Below are 15119 nucleotides of genomic sequence, written 5' to 3'. Positions count from 1 at the left end.
GTGGGGAATGCTCCCCACAGGGGCATTCCTCGCTCATTTTTCTTACGAGGAATGCCATGAAATCGAAACTAGACCTCCACGCCCGCACATCGGCGCTGACCTTAGCAGTACGCCCGGCAGCTCCGCGCATCGGGACGATTCACACCTACGATTTGAACGGCACCACGATGCGCGACGTTCTCATCGACGGAAAGTGGATCACTACCGTGGTTGCGGTTGCCAACACACAGCAACACGCTGCGTAAGCGGCCTTTCCATCGCGTGCCTTCGGGCACGCACTTCCATTTTTCAGACTTTCCACCATGTCCCGATACCTGACCCTGGCGCTCGCTGCGGCGAGCCTGGTGCCCCTGTGCGCCTGCTCAACCACTGCACCGATCACGGACGCCGCTCATCGCTCAGTGATCAGCATTTACGAGCCGCAGGGCGAGCCCAGCGACTTCGTGCTCTGCAAGGACGGCCGCGTCCTGGTGTTTCTCACCAGCCACCCGCAGACCTGCTCCTGACGCGCGCAGCGCGTCGACCTGTCTGGCCCCGTCTTCGAAAGAAACGGGGCCTTTTCCCGTATACGCATAGGAGAAGTTCGATGAAGAAACAGATTCTTGTCGCGGCTGTTGCCGCTTCCCTCGTGGCGGCCGTCTGCCTGATGACGGCTGCACCCGCGAATGCAGCGGGGCGCGCAACCGTCGACGTATCGTTCTCGCCCGACGGTGGAGCGGAAACGCTTGTCCTGCGGACGATCGACCGCGCGCGACAGTCGGTGCGCGTGATGGCTTACACCTTCACGTCGCCGGCGGTGGTCCGCGCGCTGATTCAGGCGAAGCGCCGCGGTGTAGACGTCCAGGTGAGTGTCGACTATCGCAGCAACGCCGACGAGGATCGCAGCGGCCGCGCGCGCGCAGCGCTCGGCGCGCTGACGTACGCCGGCGTCCCTGTCCGCACAATCCGCACCTTTCCAATCCAGCACAGCAAGTACCTCCTGGTCGATGGCACCTGGCTGGAGACTGGCAGCTATAACTACACGCAGCAGGCCGCACGCGCCAACTCGGAAAACGCCGTCGTCATCTCAGGCGATGACGAAGTGATCCGGAAGTTCGTGGCGAACTGGGAGCAGGTTACCGCGCTCGGTGAGCCGTACCGCGCGCAGTAGTGGAACCCTGATCAGCCGTTCCAATTTAACAACCTTGCGGGGCACGCTGTCCCGCAAGGGACCGTGTCATCGCTCACACAAGACTTGTGGAGTTTCATGTGACCTATTCGTGTTCGGATTTTGCCAGCGACGTGCAGAACTGTCTGGTCGCGTGCGGTGCGCTCCCCGCGAAAGCCTTGAGCGCGGGAGATATCGGTGATCAGGCTGACGCATGCATTGCTGCGGTTGTGTCGTTGAATTGCGCTGCGGCGAGCGCCCGATTTTCGCGCGAGCTTATCGACTCGGAGGAAACGCTGAGCGGAATCACGGAGCAGTTCGGTAAAGAGGGACTAGCGACGCTGTTCTACCTACAGGCGGCGATTCTCCGGGGCAGTCACATCGAGCTGAACTACCGCGACATGGACCTCGCAAAATTCGTGAACGCGTTGCCGTCCGGTAGCGAATGGATGACGCACGTCTGTATTTATCCGGGCTTGCGCATTTGAACCGTCAGTTTCATCGGGCGCCTCGGCGCCCCCCATTCTGGAGAGTAAATTGAAACAGGCAACAATTCTGCGGGAACGACTCAACCATGCGTTTAACGCTCTCGCCACCTATGATTTCGGTCAGGGTGTTTCACTGACTGGAACGGATTCGACATGGAAGCGCTCTTCCTGGGGTGATGAGTGGACCACGCCAGTGCGCGTTGAGGTTCGCGACCGGAGCGTGGCCGCTGACCGGGTAACTGCCCTGACGACGTCGTTGATGCTTGTGCTGAGATTCGAGCGCGGCAGCAGCGCGCTGCGGGCAGTGTTCGCTGTCGACATCGGTGGGCACATCTGGGGAAGTATGGCCGCCCACGGGCCTGTCAACGCAGCATATTTATTGACCGAGGCACAGGAATTCGCCATGCGGGACAAGCTGATGGACGTTGGTGTCAGCACGTTTCAGCGCGATTCCGATCGCGCCGGCCCGCAGCCGGGTCTGAAATGGCATTTTTCCGGGTGCGGCCAGACCTCTTACGACTCGGAAACGGAAGCCTTTTATGCTGCCTGCCAGCTGCTTGGTGTAACGCCAGCCAACGCGCTACGTCGCATGATTGGCCAGCATGCCAGCACGCTGCCGGATTCGCGGGCGGCAGATGGCGACTGGAGCCACCTTTTCGGCAGGGGGCGGGCCGAGCCCCTATGCGGTAGCGCATTGGTGGAGTTCGTCCCGTGGATGCCGGGTACTTTCGCTGATAGAGAGGCTGCGGCGACGGATCGATAGTCAGCGAGCCAATGGCCTGCCCGACGGGGTCCTTGCCTTAACTTATTTAGCCCGCCCGCGCGTTCCTCGGAACCGCGGGTTTTTTTTCGTCCATGGTCTCCGGGCCGAACGGATCAAGAAGGGGGGACGTCACAGTCTCGACAGCGTCTCCGGTGAAGAACCGTCGAAGAGCGGGCGTCCGTGGCAACGTTAGAGGCGTGTAGACGGATCGACCGGAACAGCGGGATCGCGCTCGACCACGTCGCGCGTAGCCGCCCAGTATGGCTCACGCTCGTAGAACTGGTGGACCGACGCACCCCACTGGGGATCAGCCATCGCTGGCCAATGATCCCTGTCGAAACCCGGCGCGGTCTTCACGCGCTCGGCCGCAACGGAGAGATGGAAGCACTTCTCGTCCGTGTCGAGCGTCAACGCGCTCCATGGAATAGCGTGTAGCGTCCCGCCCATCCCGAGAAAGCCGCCGGCGGTGAGCACAGCATAGGCGACGCGGCCGCTACGCACGTCGAGCATGATGTCCGAGATCTTCCCAATATCCTCACCGTCGGAGGAGTAGACCTTGTTGCCATCAAGCGTCGCGGCCGCCATCACGTCCGGGCCTGGCCCGTCGCCGGCGCCGCTACCAATGACGCGGGCACCAGCCCCTGCCGGGGCGGCACCGGCGGAAGCGGAAGGATCGAGCGGATCAATCGGGTCACGCGGCGCGAGTGGGTCCATGGTAAGTCTCCTTGGGTAGATGGAAACTCACTTGTCGCAAGGAGCGTACCCAAGCACTGACCATACCGGCGAAGTGGATCAATGCGCTGTTGGCCGTGTTGAAGCGCGTCACCTAAATACTGGGCGGGCGTCTTCAAACACTTTGAGCAGGTCGTGTTTGAGTTCCGAAACGTCAAGCAGGACGCGGGCGCGCGTGAGTGCAACGTAGGCGAGGCGTGCCTCGTCGTCAGCCAGTGTCGTCCGGCCATCGTCCTCATTGCGAAAACGGAAGTCGCCGGCGACGCGCACGCGGTCCCACTCGAGACCCTTCGCACGATGGACGGTGGAGACGACGTAATCCGCCTCCTTCTCGGATGACACGCGCGCGAGAAGCTCGCGAAGGAAATCGGTACCGTGATTGTCGATCAGTTGAACAATCGGTAGGAGATCGCGACCAGCCTGCCCACGCGCATATTCCTGGACGTCCCGCCACGATTCAAACAGGGCCAGTGAGGTCGGCCGATAGGCCCGCTGCCCGTGCATCAGCCGGTCGGCGCCGTCGGCAAACGCAAGGATTTCCTCGGTATTCGCACGCACCGCGACGCGATGACCAGCTGCCAGACCGTTTGCCAGCACGCCCATCACGGTGACGTTCTTCCGGCACAGCACCGCGTCGACTTCTGGCCGCGCTGCGGGATCTTCGATCAGCACCGATTCCACGCCCGGGCGCCCACGCACCGGCACCGTCTCACCGAACAGCTGGAGGATTCGTGACGCCAGCGCTGCGAACGTGCGGCCGAAGCGAAACGACATTGTCAGAGCGCACTGTCGCGCCTGGATGTGCTCCATCGCGTTGACGGCACCGCGCCATTCATAGATCTGCTGATACGGATCGCCCGCATAGATGACCTGCGCGTGTTGCTGTCGGCGCAGCACGGACAGCATCAGCCCGTCGCTGTCCTGCGCCTCGTCGATCAAAATGAAATCCGCACCGATATTCGGCCGGGAGCGTTCCCACAATTTCAGATAGACGTCAGGCGTGATGGCTGTGCGACCCCGCGGATCGGCACTCTCCTCCCAGTGCCGTGTGACGTGAGGCAGGAGCAAGGCGCGCAGATCCTCCGCTGCCGCCTCCTCGATCTTTTCGTCGACTGGAATATGCCATGCCTCCGGGGCGCTCTGCGCGGACCGACAGAATCTCGCGCTGCCGTCGCCGACCATCCGTCCTACCTGGAACGCCGAAAGCTCGACAGATCTGCCGATGACTGTCGGGACCTTGATCGGGCCCAACCCGTAGCGAGCCGCCAGATGGTGCGGTGGCTCCTTGGCCAGATTCAGGCGCGCGGTAATCCCGGGATCGCTCGCTGAATAGGCCAGCGAGTGCCATGTCTGCGTCGACACGTTGGACGGGAATTTTCGCTTGGCGTCCGCGACGATATCCCGGTTGAACGCCAGATACTTGCCGCGCTTCGCCGACAGCCGGTTGGCTATCATCGTCAACGTCGAAGTCTTTGTCGCACCCGCGTATGCTTTCAGTTTCAAATGGTCGCCGGCGGCCGCAGCGTCAATCGCGAAGAGCTGCTCATCGGTCGGGTTCAGGACTGTGGTATTCATGATGTGCGGTGTGTATCGGGACGACTTCACCCTACCGGAAAGCGCATGGTGTCAAGCCGCCGAGAACGACAGTGTCACTCAATGCTTTGCTCGGCTTACCGGGTAAAGCTTCAATAAAACGGCGCGGTCTCCAGTCGCGCCGTCATCGATTTACCTAGAGGCGTGCTGCACGCGCAACGTCAGGCGATTGCGCCGGCGACCTCCGGTGAAGGCGCCGTGGGAGATGCGTGCGTCGTGTGGACCCGAACGCTGCCTGCGATTATCCGGTCGGAACTGATCGAGATCTCCTCCCGAACACGACCGCCGCCGGCGAGTACCGGCGTGGCGTCATAGGGACGCCCTTGTAGCAGATAGTCGTGCAGGTCGAACTCCAGCTCGAACTCGTACACTCCGGTCACGTCCTCGATCGCGACGCGGATCGCGTTGACGGGGATGCCAGCGAACTGGTCGCCGATGACGCGATTCAGAACCTGATCGCGGATCGTGGGCGATGCAACCGGACTCGCGAAGGCGGGATCGAGCTGCCGCAGATGCAGCACAGCGAGCAATTCGGGCGTGTTTGAAAACGCGATCCGGTATTGCAGCACACACGGCTTTCCGTGTTCATCGGGGTAGACGATGTCGTGGAAATCACCTTGATAACTCATATCAGACTCCATAGGTTGTCCCGCCCGGACGGGCAGGTGAAACCAGCCTATGGAGTACGAAGTAAAGTCAAGAGCGGCAGCGTCTTCACCGCCGCAGTGATCAGGTTCGTGGCAGCGTCGCGCGCATGCGGATTGCTGTGCGCTGGCTCGCCAGGCCCAGCAATCGGGTCACGTCCGCATTACTCTTTCCAGCGAGTAGCGCACGCCGCGCGAACGTGTTGCGCAGGACGCGCGGGCTCATGTCGGGCGCCACAAAGCCGATCGCGTCAAGTGCGTCGCGGACGATCGTCCCCAACAAAGCATCGTTGACGGGACGGTCAGGCGTTTGCGGCCCAACGAAGAGGAGTTCGCGGGCTGATACCGGACGATGGTTCTGCCATGCGAGTAACGCCGGCAGACTGAATGGTGGGAGGGCCACGACACGCTCGAGCCGTGGTCCACGTTTTGGCACGCGAATCTCCGGCCGCTCACCGATCAGCGTGACGTCGCCAGCGCAAGCCAGCCGACATTCGACGGCGGTGATACCGGTGCCAAGCAGGAGCGCAACCACCGCCCGGCTCCGCGCTGCGCGCGTGTCGTCACTGGCCAGGTCCTGGACGTATGCCTGCAGCGCGGCGTCGGCGGCCGCGTCAAGAAAGAGCGGAATTGGCTCGGCCTCGGGCCACGCCTGTTCCGCGAACGATGCCGCCGGATTTGCTTCGCGCAAACCTATTTCTACCAAATGCCGGCAAAGCCGGTCGACCAGTTTGAAGTAGCGCAGACGGGTGGTCGTTCCGGGCTCACAGCGCTTCTCCACGTCCTCAAAAAACGCGCCGAGATGGTCCGGGCCGAAGGTAGCCAACGTCGTGTGATGCTGGGTCAGAAAGCGTAGTAGCCGATCAAACATGGCGACGTGCTGGACGATAGAGCGCTGCGAGAAGGCGCGCCGGTCAGCCCCCGCTGCTTCATTAACCTGCCAGTCGTGATAAGCCTCTCGCGGCTGGGTCAGCCACGGTGAGGGAGCTTCCATTTGAGCCACCTTATATACTGAATTTGCGTTGCCCCCTACGCGACGCGAATCTGCGATTCGCCAGTCGGTCTATAAGGGGAAGGGGTGCTATCGCTCCCCCACGCTTGCGCGATCGCGCTCAGACACGCCTGTGGTCCGCCGGCGATGATGCGCGCACTACACGCAAGCATCAGGTTCACCGGCAGCCCGAAATCTTCGACCAGATACCCCTTTTCACACACCCGGCCCGCCGGCGTTATCGTAGACGGTACATGCCGCAGCAGGGGTCTATCGTGATCTCGATAGCCCCAGATTTCTTTTCCGAGCGCTGCAGCGAAGCCCATCTCAAACGCCGTGCCACAGTCAGGCTCTCCAACGCCCCGGAAGTCCGCCACATTGGCCATCACCATGTCGGCGGCTCTTATTGCCGCGAGATTCGCACGACAGATCCAGGCGGCGAGGTCCGCTTGCTCTAAACCCGGAGGCGCGCTCGCGTCGAGCGGGAAGACCCCTTCGAATCCAAACCGCGCGCAGAGTCGCTGCAACGAGCGACCATAGTCCACCGCATCGATCCGGAAAACGTCAAAACCAGCGAGATAGATTCGTCTGCGACCCGCAGCTCGCGTGCCGTCGGTCATTCCTTGATCCGGAAAGACTCTGGATCCTGGCCGGCGAGCCAACGCGGCGTGCGACCGCGGCCGCTCCACGTCTCACCCGTTGCCGCATTACGGTATTTCGGTTCGGCGGGCACGCCGGCGCCTTTACGGTACTTCCTGAACACCTGCTCGGGCGTAAAACCAAATTCGGCGATCGTCTGGCGAACCCTTTCGAGTTCTGCTGCCGCTTCGGCGCGTCGAGCCGCCTCGATGCGCTGTTCCAGATCACGTTTTTGATCGAGTAGCTCTTTGTAACGTGCCATCAAAAGTTTTTCCGTTCTTCAAAGGGGTTAATGGGGGCACCCGCGAGCGGGCGCAATCTGGTGCCGCGCGGGGGTAGGGCGCCCAGCCGGAAACAATCACTCGTCCGCGAGCTTTTGCGAGACCACGTAGACGTCCACGCTGCCCATCGAACACTCCGACGAGGACGCTTCGCTTGCGGTGATCACCTGGATCTCCCTTCCGGACTTCTCGTAGAAGGTGATGGAATAGACGTCGCGGTACAGGTCTTTGCCGATCGCCTGTGATGCAATGCGGGTGGCTCGCGTTTTGGATTCGTCGAGCTTTTGGGGATCGGTAATTCCAGCGTTTTTCAGCTTCACCTCGGCGATATTTCGTGGCCAGCTGACGCATTGCCCGGGCGACGTCGCGAGCGAAAGGGCGGGTGCGATCAGGAGTAGGGCGGCAGAGAGGACGACGGCCTTCATTGCGTCACCTCAAGCCTACGATCGCCACTTTCCCAGACACGCCGGCGGACGCTGAGATTCTGGACGATGCACCCGTCCGATGCCTGACCTGGATGGTCGAGACTGTCCCCGTGCAACATGAACCCGGATCGGCCGAAGGTCACCGTCCCTGGTTGCGGGGTAAGCCGCATCGTGTAGACGCCAGCATGCTGATGCGTGAACGGTGGTCCGATCGTGTAGGTGCCGCGCGGCAGTGGCCCGACTCCTTCCTGCGTTTGCGCTGCGGGATTGTTCTTTCCCGCGCCTCGACCTGCGTAACCTAGCCCGACGAAGCTCCCATCGTGATAGATCCGGCCAGTCTGTTGGCTATAAATCCACGGCATCGCACAGCCCTCCCTGTGATTTGCGATCGGAATTCAATGCGCTCACGCGATTACGCGCTCGCGCAACCTGCCGCTAATGCATTCGCTCCGCATAAATTGGGAAGCGCACAGCGGGCCGATTCTAGCCGCAAATATGGCGGCGTCAAACGCGATGCGTTTCGCGTCAACGCCGATTGAACTTTCCTTGCGCATTCAACTTCGCGCGGTACGCTGTCACGTTAGACATGCGCTCTTGCCACCCCAACGGACGGGGCGAGCGGGAATCTCAGGTGTTGACTTCTATTTGCGTGGTATCGGACCCATCAGACAACGTCACGGTCGTCATTGGACAGCCGGTGGAAGCGCCTGCGGGCCAGCGCGACGCGAAGGTGGTCCCACGTTGTCCTGGGATGGTCGTGCCCGAATGAATAGGAGACCCTCTCTTTTCCTCCTTCGTCGAGATAGGCGGTTCGACTCATCTCGATCTGGATGCGCTCCCTCGGCACGCGACGCATAACGGCCACCACGAGCGCAAGGACCGCTACGACCGCAAGCGCAAGCGCGACTTCAAAGAGGACCGTTGTCGTATCCATAAAGGTTGTCCACTATCCCATTATTTCGATTCAACGAGACGAACGTTAACGTCCCGCTGGGCGGTCACAATATACGCAGCGCCTGTTCTGTCGATCAGTGACGCGAAGATAGCTGAGCCCCTGACCGTTGCCCCGTTCGGCATGCTCAACGAGTCCCACTCGATGCGGTCGCCTTTCTTCCGGCCGGCCAGACGACTCCCTCGAGGGATCAAGATCGCGTTTGACACGCGACTTAGAACGTCTTTTACCGCTTCACAATGAACGACGGTGTCGTCCGTCATTGCCTGAACTACGTCAGGCCTCTCGAGAGCTGCACATTCGAAACTCTGGCCTGCAGGTAGTTCAGTACGTGTGCTCAGGGACTCTCCTGCGTGTGCTGCGAGAGAGAGAATCCCGACGGCAGCAACAAGAAGCTTTTTCATCTATTCCTCTATGCCGGCGCGGCCGGGGTTTTCCTGTCGCTTTATTGATCGTCCCGACTGGGACGAGGTTGCATGTCGCCACACAGAGCCGCAGAAGCGCAGAAGCGCTTTCTCGACCTCGATGGCCATCGGCGCAAGCCCGAACAGCATTCTAGCGATTAGCGCGATGCTCACCAAAGACGCCGCGCCGTAGCTCGCGTCGTCGACCACCGGAAGGTCGAGCCTGAAGAAGATCAGCACGAATCGGCGCCGCGACACTCTGCTGTGTCTCCAGTACGACGCCACCATCCCACTTCAGCTTCATAGGCGACTCACAGCACAGGCAGAAGTCTCACCATCGTGCGAATCACCGTCGAGGTGTTTTTCGCCACACCTGCCACATTCTGCGCACTACACAGAGCGAGCACTAGCCATGCACCCCATTTTGCCCTGTCAGTCGTGATCGTCCGACTTCGCAAAAGCCCAGCAGTAAACTCCGATCGTCACGAATCCACCGCCAATCAGCGCGATCACGCCCATCCCAAAAGAACCAGGTCGCATATCCATGAACACCGGAACCGACGGGTCCGACGTCAGCATTTTCCACGATGCGTCGAACATTTCGGCGAGAGCGTGCGGCATGATCCGAAAGCCGTAGCAACAAATGGATATCCAGACCGCCATCCAGACGTAAAACACAAATCTTTTCATCTGTTTCCTTCTCCGATTTAAATTCAACGCGCTTGTGAACGAAGCCTGGCGGACATCGATGTCCCCGAGACGATCCGCAGGCTGACCGCGATAATCGCAACGTTCTACCATCTGAACGGTGGCCGAACGCGATTGCAAATCGGAAGAATTTCTACCAATCGCAAGGTGCTGGTCAACGCAAGATCCGGTCAGTCTTCGTGGTCACATTCCGTCTCGGTCACGATATCTGTTTGCATGCCGGTCCGCGCCGGGATGGTGTCGATTCGCTTCACGCGCTGATGACAAACGCGGCCATCGAGAGCCTTCCATGTCGCCAATCGAACACTCTCGTTACCGGTACCCCGGCAGCGCGTCGAACTCGGCCTGCGACATATCCGCATGGTCGACGCGATCATTGCTTGGCCGTCAACGGAAATGCATCATCAAGAAGAAGACCAGCTCGACGCCTTTGCTATTTCATGCGCGAACTATGGACGGCGACTGCCATCGCAAGGCTTATGCCGACCACGGAAATGATCAGCTCTTCCCAATCGAGAGGGGCGGTTCCAAACACGTTGGTGATCAAGCCCATAAAGAATCCGAGGCCGCTCAAGGAGGCTATGCCGCTCAACAGTCGCTTACGCGTAATCATCGTCCCTATCTCACCACAAAGTCAGCGCTTTTTGAGCCGACGGTACGCGCGACAACGGCCCTCGATAGAGCTTCGGTGCGCTCCCAGTGCACGGAGCATGCCCCCGTATAGAAGCCGTCAATCGAACGAGCCTAAGACTTTTGCAACTTGCAAAGCCAAACCCTGCGAATTCACGTTGCTTACCCGTTTCACTGTGGCACATACTCTCTCACGAATCACGAACCGTCGTTAGGGCAAAAGCTGTATTAAAAAATGGGGCTTTTGAGGTTTGGTATTCGAGCCCAACCACACGCAATCTCGCAGCCGAGGGCAATTAGGCTCCGTCCACGACAGGCAGCACCGGCGCCAGTAGTGGTCATCGTTCAGCCGCGCGGACGGCAGGCGGGGAGAGGGCGCTTCACCGGCCTAGGCGGTCCGCAAACGCAAAGGATTGCGATTCGCCTCACTATGGACCCGGCGGCGACCAGTTGAGCGCCCATCTAAGGAGTGACGTCTTTAGAAAATGCTGAATCGGAGCCCTCGTGCGTTGATATGGATTTTGGTTGCGTTCGGTGGTTTAGTGCGCGACCAGATTCGTACCGACCGCGATTTCGACGCCCGCCGCGTCGTCCTGCGCGAGTTGGCTTTTTTGGCCGTGCTTTGATAACGTCGAAGACCTCCTCGCTACCATTCACCTCGGTGCGACACCCCAGCCCCCCATCAGGTCGCCAGGAGCAATTAGCTGGTACGGTACGAGTCTCTCCGATGCCCGCATTTTCCCCTTTTTCTCGGCGTGCCTATACGAAGTCGAGCAACGCGAAGTAGCCGTCATGACTGGCAAGGTAGATGACCTCGCGCCCGCTTGCCTCAAGCTCTCTAATGTCGTCGTCGGTGAGGTTAAGGAGCTGCTCCTCACCGAGCGGGATGAACTCGTCCTCGGTCTCCGAGAATTGTTGTACGCGCACCTTCGTCATCGTTACCCCCAATATCTATGACCTGGCGCGTCGTGCGCCCGCTTACGGAAAGACGAATGATCATAACTCAATGCGCCGCGCGCTTCGCCGAGTAAGCGCTGGGGCAGCGTCGCGCGGTCAATCGAATCGATCCCGATATTTGTGTCAGATATCTAGACTTCCGAACCCCCGACCCCATGAGCACCGATGCAGGCATCGGCGCAGAAACGATCGCTCGCGAATGCCACGATATCCTCACGGGCCATCACAGCTACCAGATTGGCATGCGACCAGGGTAGATCTGGGCCAATGCGTAGAGTCGCCTGGCCGCTCAGGCTGCGCGAAAACAGCGGCTCTCGCTCATTCGCGGCCAATGCCTCGCGGACACCGGAATGCAGAAGTTGCGCAATGCGCTTACGCGCGATCACAGCGGCTCGCTCGAAAGGTTATCGAGGCGAATACGCCGGCCTATACGTGACCCTCGGAGCCGTCTACAGCGTCACGATGATTACGCCTCGTCGACGTCAAACGAGCACGAACGGATGTCGCTGAATGTCATGCGCTTGCAGAGTTGAGCGAGCGGCACCGCTTCGGCTTCGCTCAACTGTTCAACACCCGCCGAGTTATCACGACCCGCTCCGTCGAGCGTAACTTTGCTCGTGCGAAAATTTTTGTTGCGGCACTTATTTTGAGCGATTGAGGATTTCAACGTCAAATCCATTTGGCCAGCCGTCTCTATGAACATGCATGGCATCTTCGGCGATCAGTTCCGGCGCGACATCGGTATAACCCTCGTCGCGCGGAGTGATTAGCAGCACCGCGCTCGGCGTTCCCTGAGCTGCGGCGATAAGCCCTGCAAGCCGCTTGATTTCAGCGGTCCACTCTCGAACTTGGCGGTCGAGAATTTTCTTTTCTGTACCAGTCATCATCGCTCCAGTAACGCCGCGGGTACGTGCGTTTTCTTAACCATTCAAATCGTCAAGACCGGCCTGAAGGTGCTTGATCGACGCGTGGATCGCCACCCGTCGAGAGCCGGAAGGCTCGTCCTTATCGGTGGCGATTGTCTTGAGTCGACGGATATAGTCGTCAGCGAGATTGCGATAAGCCTTTGGTTCAGGTGACGATCGAATCGAAAACAACCCCAGATCTGCACGATAGATCCCGTCAGTCAAGGTCGGAAGAATAGTCACCAACGCCGCAGACTCCGTCACCCCCGCTCGCCGCAACTCGCATTCGCGCCGTGAGCATTCCGCCACAGTCCTGCGAAACTGGTTCTTTTTATACAGATACCAACTGATCGTGGGCCATCTGACAAGCCCGTAAAGGATTGCAAAAATGACGATCACCGGTCCTATGGTCACGATCGACAGAATCAGTTCGGCCGGTATGCCGGACGACGCCAGCCACAGGATTTCAAACCGGGTGACACGGACTTGTCCAACGAGAAGTGCGACACATACGAGGGCTGCTACCGCGAAAATCGCACTATCCCTTCGCTCACACGTATTTACTGAAAAGCCCATCTGCCTTTTTCCTACGCTGCGTGGTTGCCGTTCCGGGCGGTCGCCCAGGCCTCAAACAATTCAGGCGAGTCGACCACTACAAAGACGGGTTTGGTTACCCAGCCCACCACGCGGTTGCCCTGCCAGGCTACTTCAAAAAGGCGGTCGTTTTCGCTGCGCGATACACCCTGTTCGACCAACTCACGAGCGGACTTCATGTTGTAGCATGCGTCCGCCAAATCCACTCGATGCGCATCCGGATACATTGCTTTGAGAACGTCTTCCATCGCGGCGCCGGCGCGAGCGCTATTTGTCGCCCGAACGAAGATGGTGAACTCGTCAGGCGCTATATCACGAGGTAATGCCACGTGAGCACGCCAAAGACTGGCCCAACCGTATTTGAGCGAATGTGCAGATTTAGTGCCTTCCATTTCATTTTCCGCCGCGTTAGGTATTCAACTGAATGATGTACCGCTGACCGACGGCAGTGAGAATGGCGACGTGATTCCTAACAGTCAACGGTCCGAGCCCTCTACATGTTTCAGCATCGCGTTGATTCGCTGGAGCGACCAGGTAGACGCGGTCCTCGCGGCCAGTGGCGTCGATTAACTCGAGGAGTCGCCTTTACTGATAGATTGCTTTCTTCGTCACGCACTTTCTCGATGCCGATCGCACGAGCGCTAGAAACGCTTCAACCTATCCTGCTACATCAACCCGTCGCGCTCTGCCAAGACGCCCAGCGTCGTTGATCCGGATGCGTCACATCGGTTCGCTACGTTCCTGGGCAAGTCTATGCTTGCGTAGCCCTCTGATCGCGCTACGCAGGCTTGCTACCGTTCATGCACTGACCAAGTGCGCTAACCGCTGCGCGATCCCCAAAGCGACTGCGCACCAGCCAAATGCCATCGCGACCACGATCGGAAAAATGATCTTGCCGACGAGGCGCAGGGGATTGCCGCCAGTTTCTCGCTCCAGGTAAATCAGAAGCAAAAGGAGAACGGGCGCAATCGCGTACTCCTTAACTGCCTGCAGATTGCTCCACGGAGAGACACCTCGCCCAAAATCGGCGCCGATAACCGCGGCGCCCGCAAATACGCCAGCCAGGATACACCAGAGCCAAACGCTTAAAATCCCGCGCTGCCGCAACACGACGACATCGTTCGATTCGCGGTTTCCTTGCGACGCCGGACGTTTTTGCTCCCCAGCGGCGTAAGCCTCAAAAGCCATTGGTTTTTGGAGCTCCGGCGAGGGCGAGCTCACGCTCCAAGACTCACGACTCTGGCCGAGTCGCTTTTTTTCACGCTGAAGATCTTCGTCGTTCATTTTCAATCTCATTTTCATCATCATTTAGCGGCCGCAGGAGCCAAGCGCCTCTTCTTGCCTCGGCAAGTCATCACCGCAAACGGATGAGTGTCGCCGCTCTGTCCCGATATACGCGCTTCTCTGACCCCGAAAGCGAGTCGAGCGAAGCAGTCTGCCTAAATTGTAAGTGCACATGTGCACCACGTCAATTCGCTCTGAAGGCCTTGCCGATAGTCTTTCTGGCGTGAGCCAGAACGTTATCGGGGCACGCCCGACGGCGCACGCTGCCAGGGGCAGCGAGGTACGCCTTCCACGTCGACATCGCGATTGGGAAGGCTTGCCCTTTGTTCAGCGCGGCGAGCGCATCAGCCTGTGTAACGCCTGCCTGTTCGATGAGAGAACGCAAAGCAACGCCGTTGTCAGTAACCTCGTTCATAGCCTTTGGAAAATGGTGTACATGTGCACCAAGAATAGCATGGGGAAACACTGGCTAATAACGGCAGGGAGGGCGGTCCACTTTAGTCCAATTTGTCATTGTTTTCCGACCCGTTAGATATGACCGCGCGCATTCAGTTGCTGAAGAGCCATCGCACCGTTCTCCAGCAGTTCACGGCCAAGGGCTTGCACGACCTGATGCCCAACGTTCTCAGGCGTCGCCGGCAAGCCAAGCAGCACGCATGCCGCGTCATGCGACTGACGCAATTGAAGGTCGTTGCTCTGTTGGGACGCGAGAGGGTCTTGAACGACAGTGAATCCGCGCTTCCGCAGGCTTCGCATGGCGACCGTAAAGTTCGATGCCCAACGCTCGCGCTCGGCGTCGATGGTTTGTTCCGGTAGGTATTGCATTTCGGTTTTCCGTTGATTTATTAGCTAGCTTGAAGTGACGGTTCGTCGTCAACTTCCAACATGTCTAACGCCTCTTCGCCAGCTAGTGTCGGACAGAGAAGATACGGCTCTGTACCCTCGTACACTGGCCCCTCAATCCGCACAAAGCCCGCGTGTT

Annotated in this window: 24 protein-coding genes; 5 read left to right on the top strand and 19 right to left on the bottom strand. The window is 59.4% G+C overall.

Features of this window, described 5'->3' with window-relative positions; all coding sequences use genetic code 11:
• Positions 1-56 precede the first annotated feature (56 nt).
• From LFL96_RS36840 to LFL96_RS36820, 5 genes are all read left to right on the top strand, one after another.
• Positions 57-245: a hypothetical protein gene (locus LFL96_RS36840; protein ID WP_281004131.1), complete on the top strand. Its 189-nt coding sequence runs from the start codon at positions 57-59 to the stop codon at positions 243-245.
• A gap of 57 nt (positions 246-302) precedes the next feature.
• On the top strand, positions 303-506 hold the full coding sequence (locus tag LFL96_RS36835; protein ID WP_281004130.1) for a hypothetical protein: 204 nt from the start codon (positions 303-305) through the stop codon (positions 504-506).
• An 80-nt stretch (positions 507-586) separates the two neighbouring features.
• A complete protein-coding gene (locus LFL96_RS36830; protein WP_281004129.1) occupies positions 587-1150 on the top strand; it encodes a phospholipase D family protein in 564 nt (187 codons plus the stop codon).
• 98 nt (positions 1151-1248) lie between these two features.
• Complete coding sequence (locus tag LFL96_RS36825; RefSeq protein ID WP_281004128.1) at positions 1249-1635, top strand: hypothetical protein; 387 nt, start codon at positions 1249-1251, stop codon at positions 1633-1635.
• A 49-nt stretch (positions 1636-1684) separates the two neighbouring features.
• Positions 1685-2398 carry a hypothetical protein gene (locus tag LFL96_RS36820; RefSeq protein ID WP_281004127.1) on the top strand — a complete coding sequence of 238 codons (714 nt, stop codon included), beginning with the start codon at positions 1685-1687 and terminating at the stop codon, positions 2396-2398.
• Positions 2399-2587: 189 nt separating this feature from the next.
• On the opposite strand, the gene LFL96_RS36815 is transcribed toward LFL96_RS36820, so the two are convergent.
• From LFL96_RS36815 to LFL96_RS36725, 19 genes are all read right to left on the bottom strand, one after another.
• On the bottom strand, positions 2588-3112 hold the full coding sequence (locus LFL96_RS36815) for a PRC-barrel domain-containing protein (protein ID WP_281004126.1): 525 nt from the start codon (positions 3110-3112) through the stop codon (positions 2588-2590).
• Positions 3113-3220: 108 nt separating this feature from the next.
• Positions 3221-4705, bottom strand: a complete 1485-nt coding sequence (locus LFL96_RS36810) for a 3'-5' exonuclease (RefSeq protein ID WP_281004125.1) — start codon at positions 4703-4705, stop codon at positions 3221-3223.
• Between the two features lie 179 nt (positions 4706-4884).
• The gene (locus LFL96_RS36805; RefSeq protein ID WP_281004124.1) at positions 4885-5364 is read right to left on the bottom strand and encodes a hypothetical protein; all 480 of its coding nucleotides are present in this window, start codon (positions 5362-5364) and stop codon (positions 4885-4887) included.
• A gap of 88 nt (positions 5365-5452) precedes the next feature.
• Positions 5453-6361: a tyrosine-type recombinase/integrase gene (locus LFL96_RS36800; RefSeq protein ID WP_281004123.1), complete on the bottom strand. Its 909-nt coding sequence runs from the start codon at positions 6359-6361 to the stop codon at positions 5453-5455.
• 35 nt (positions 6362-6396) lie between these two features.
• Positions 6397-6978: a nucleoside 2-deoxyribosyltransferase gene (locus LFL96_RS36795; RefSeq protein WP_281004122.1), complete on the bottom strand. Its 582-nt coding sequence runs from the start codon at positions 6976-6978 to the stop codon at positions 6397-6399.
• Positions 6975-7259, bottom strand: a complete 285-nt coding sequence (locus LFL96_RS36790) for an H-NS histone family protein (RefSeq protein WP_281004121.1) — start codon at positions 7257-7259, stop codon at positions 6975-6977. The genes LFL96_RS36795 and LFL96_RS36790 overlap by 4 nt, the downstream gene beginning before the upstream one ends.
• Positions 7260-7355: 96 nt before the next feature.
• Positions 7356-7703, bottom strand: coding sequence for a hypothetical protein (locus tag LFL96_RS36785; RefSeq protein WP_281004120.1), 348 nt, complete (start codon positions 7701-7703; stop codon positions 7356-7358).
• Entirely contained in the window at positions 7700-8065 is a 366-nt protein-coding gene (locus LFL96_RS36780; protein WP_281004119.1) for a tlde1 domain-containing protein, read from the bottom strand. The genes LFL96_RS36785 and LFL96_RS36780 overlap by 4 nt, the downstream gene beginning before the upstream one ends.
• A gap of 302 nt (positions 8066-8367) precedes the next feature.
• Positions 8368-8637, bottom strand: coding sequence for a hypothetical protein (locus LFL96_RS36775; protein WP_281004118.1), 270 nt, complete (start codon positions 8635-8637; stop codon positions 8368-8370).
• A gap of 422 nt (positions 8638-9059) precedes the next feature.
• Positions 9060-9299 (bottom strand): hypothetical protein, encoded by a 240-nt coding sequence (locus tag LFL96_RS36770; RefSeq protein ID WP_281004117.1) that lies wholly within the window; start codon positions 9297-9299, stop codon positions 9060-9062.
• A gap of 192 nt (positions 9300-9491) precedes the next feature.
• Positions 9492-9749: a hypothetical protein gene (locus LFL96_RS36765; RefSeq protein ID WP_281004116.1), complete on the bottom strand. Its 258-nt coding sequence runs from the start codon at positions 9747-9749 to the stop codon at positions 9492-9494.
• Positions 9750-11156: 1407 nt separating this feature from the next.
• A complete protein-coding gene (locus tag LFL96_RS36760; RefSeq protein ID WP_281004115.1) occupies positions 11157-11333 on the bottom strand; it encodes a hypothetical protein in 177 nt (58 codons plus the stop codon).
• A gap of 487 nt (positions 11334-11820) precedes the next feature.
• A complete protein-coding gene (locus LFL96_RS36755) occupies positions 11821-12021 on the bottom strand; it encodes a hypothetical protein (protein WP_281004114.1) in 201 nt (66 codons plus the stop codon).
• Positions 11996-12238, bottom strand: coding sequence for a hypothetical protein (locus LFL96_RS36750; RefSeq protein ID WP_281004113.1), 243 nt, complete (start codon positions 12236-12238; stop codon positions 11996-11998). Before LFL96_RS36750 ends, LFL96_RS36755 begins: the two co-directional genes overlap by 26 nt.
• A 36-nt stretch (positions 12239-12274) precedes the next feature.
• On the bottom strand, positions 12275-12835 hold the full coding sequence (locus LFL96_RS36745) for a hypothetical protein (protein ID WP_281004112.1): 561 nt from the start codon (positions 12833-12835) through the stop codon (positions 12275-12277).
• Between the two features lie 11 nt (positions 12836-12846).
• Positions 12847-13245 carry a hypothetical protein gene (locus tag LFL96_RS36740; protein WP_281004111.1) on the bottom strand — a complete coding sequence of 133 codons (399 nt, stop codon included), beginning with the start codon at positions 13243-13245 and terminating at the stop codon, positions 12847-12849.
• A 406-nt stretch (positions 13246-13651) separates the two neighbouring features.
• Positions 13652-14137, bottom strand: a complete 486-nt coding sequence (locus tag LFL96_RS36735) for a hypothetical protein (protein ID WP_281004110.1) — start codon at positions 14135-14137, stop codon at positions 13652-13654.
• 184 nt (positions 14138-14321) lie between these two features.
• On the bottom strand, positions 14322-14552 hold the full coding sequence (locus tag LFL96_RS36730) for a hypothetical protein (RefSeq protein ID WP_281004109.1): 231 nt from the start codon (positions 14550-14552) through the stop codon (positions 14322-14324).
• A 113-nt stretch (positions 14553-14665) separates the two neighbouring features.
• A complete protein-coding gene (locus tag LFL96_RS36725; RefSeq protein ID WP_281004108.1) occupies positions 14666-14962 on the bottom strand; it encodes a hypothetical protein in 297 nt (98 codons plus the stop codon).
• Positions 14963-15119: the final 157 nt, after the last annotated feature.

The sequence above is a fragment of the Paraburkholderia sp. D15 genome, from assembly GCF_029910215.1.
GTDB lineage: Bacteria > Pseudomonadota > Gammaproteobacteria > Burkholderiales > Burkholderiaceae > Paraburkholderia.
Note: the sequence above shows the minus strand (reverse complement) of the source record. Positions and strands in the feature narration are given on the sequence as shown.

Excerpts from the sequence above, each read along its gene's own strand:
- LFL96_RS36840 (WP_281004131.1), top strand. The coding sequence starts at position 57 with ATGAAATCGAAACTAGACCTCCACGCCCGCACATCGGCGCTGACCTTA.
- LFL96_RS36835 (WP_281004130.1), top strand. The coding sequence starts at position 303 with ATGTCCCGATACCTGACCCTGGCGCTCGCTGCGGCGAGCCTGGTGCCC.
- LFL96_RS36830 (WP_281004129.1), top strand. The coding sequence starts at position 587 with ATGAAGAAACAGATTCTTGTCGCGGCTGTTGCCGCTTCCCTCGTGGCG.
- LFL96_RS36815 (WP_281004126.1), bottom strand. The coding sequence starts at position 3,112 with ATGGACCCACTCGCGCCGCGTGACCCGATTGATCCGCTCGATCCTTCC.
- LFL96_RS36810 (WP_281004125.1), bottom strand. The coding sequence starts at position 4,705 with ATGAATACCACAGTCCTGAACCCGACCGATGAGCAGCTCTTCGCGATT.
- LFL96_RS36805 (WP_281004124.1), bottom strand. The coding sequence starts at position 5,364 with ATGGAGTCTGATATGAGTTATCAAGGTGATTTCCACGACATCGTCTAC.
- LFL96_RS36800 (WP_281004123.1), bottom strand. The coding sequence starts at position 6,361 with ATGGAAGCTCCCTCACCGTGGCTGACCCAGCCGCGAGAGGCTTATCAC.
- LFL96_RS36795 (WP_281004122.1), bottom strand. The coding sequence starts at position 6,978 with ATGACCGACGGCACGCGAGCTGCGGGTCGCAGACGAATCTATCTCGCT.
- LFL96_RS36790 (WP_281004121.1), bottom strand. The coding sequence starts at position 7,259 with ATGGCACGTTACAAAGAGCTACTCGATCAAAAACGTGATCTGGAACAG.
- LFL96_RS36785 (WP_281004120.1), bottom strand. The coding sequence starts at position 7,703 with ATGAAGGCCGTCGTCCTCTCTGCCGCCCTACTCCTGATCGCACCCGCC.
- LFL96_RS36780 (WP_281004119.1), bottom strand. The coding sequence starts at position 8,065 with ATGCCGTGGATTTATAGCCAACAGACTGGCCGGATCTATCACGATGGG.
- LFL96_RS36775 (WP_281004118.1), bottom strand. The coding sequence starts at position 8,637 with ATGGATACGACAACGGTCCTCTTTGAAGTCGCGCTTGCGCTTGCGGTC.
- LFL96_RS36765 (WP_281004116.1), bottom strand. The coding sequence starts at position 9,749 with ATGAAAAGATTTGTGTTTTACGTCTGGATGGCGGTCTGGATATCCATT.
- LFL96_RS36760 (WP_281004115.1), bottom strand. The coding sequence starts at position 11,333 with ATGACGAAGGTGCGCGTACAACAATTCTCGGAGACCGAGGACGAGTTC.
- LFL96_RS36750 (WP_281004113.1), bottom strand. The coding sequence starts at position 12,238 with ATGACTGGTACAGAAAAGAAAATTCTCGACCGCCAAGTTCGAGAGTGG.
- LFL96_RS36745 (WP_281004112.1), bottom strand. The coding sequence starts at position 12,835 with ATGGGCTTTTCAGTAAATACGTGTGAGCGAAGGGATAGTGCGATTTTC.
- LFL96_RS36740 (WP_281004111.1), bottom strand. The coding sequence starts at position 13,245 with ATGGAAGGCACTAAATCTGCACATTCGCTCAAATACGGTTGGGCCAGT.
- LFL96_RS36735 (WP_281004110.1), bottom strand. The coding sequence starts at position 14,137 with ATGAACGACGAAGATCTTCAGCGTGAAAAAAAGCGACTCGGCCAGAGT.
- LFL96_RS36730 (WP_281004109.1), bottom strand. The coding sequence starts at position 14,552 with ATGAACGAGGTTACTGACAACGGCGTTGCTTTGCGTTCTCTCATCGAA.
- LFL96_RS36725 (WP_281004108.1), bottom strand. The coding sequence starts at position 14,962 with ATGCAATACCTACCGGAACAAACCATCGACGCCGAGCGCGAGCGTTGG.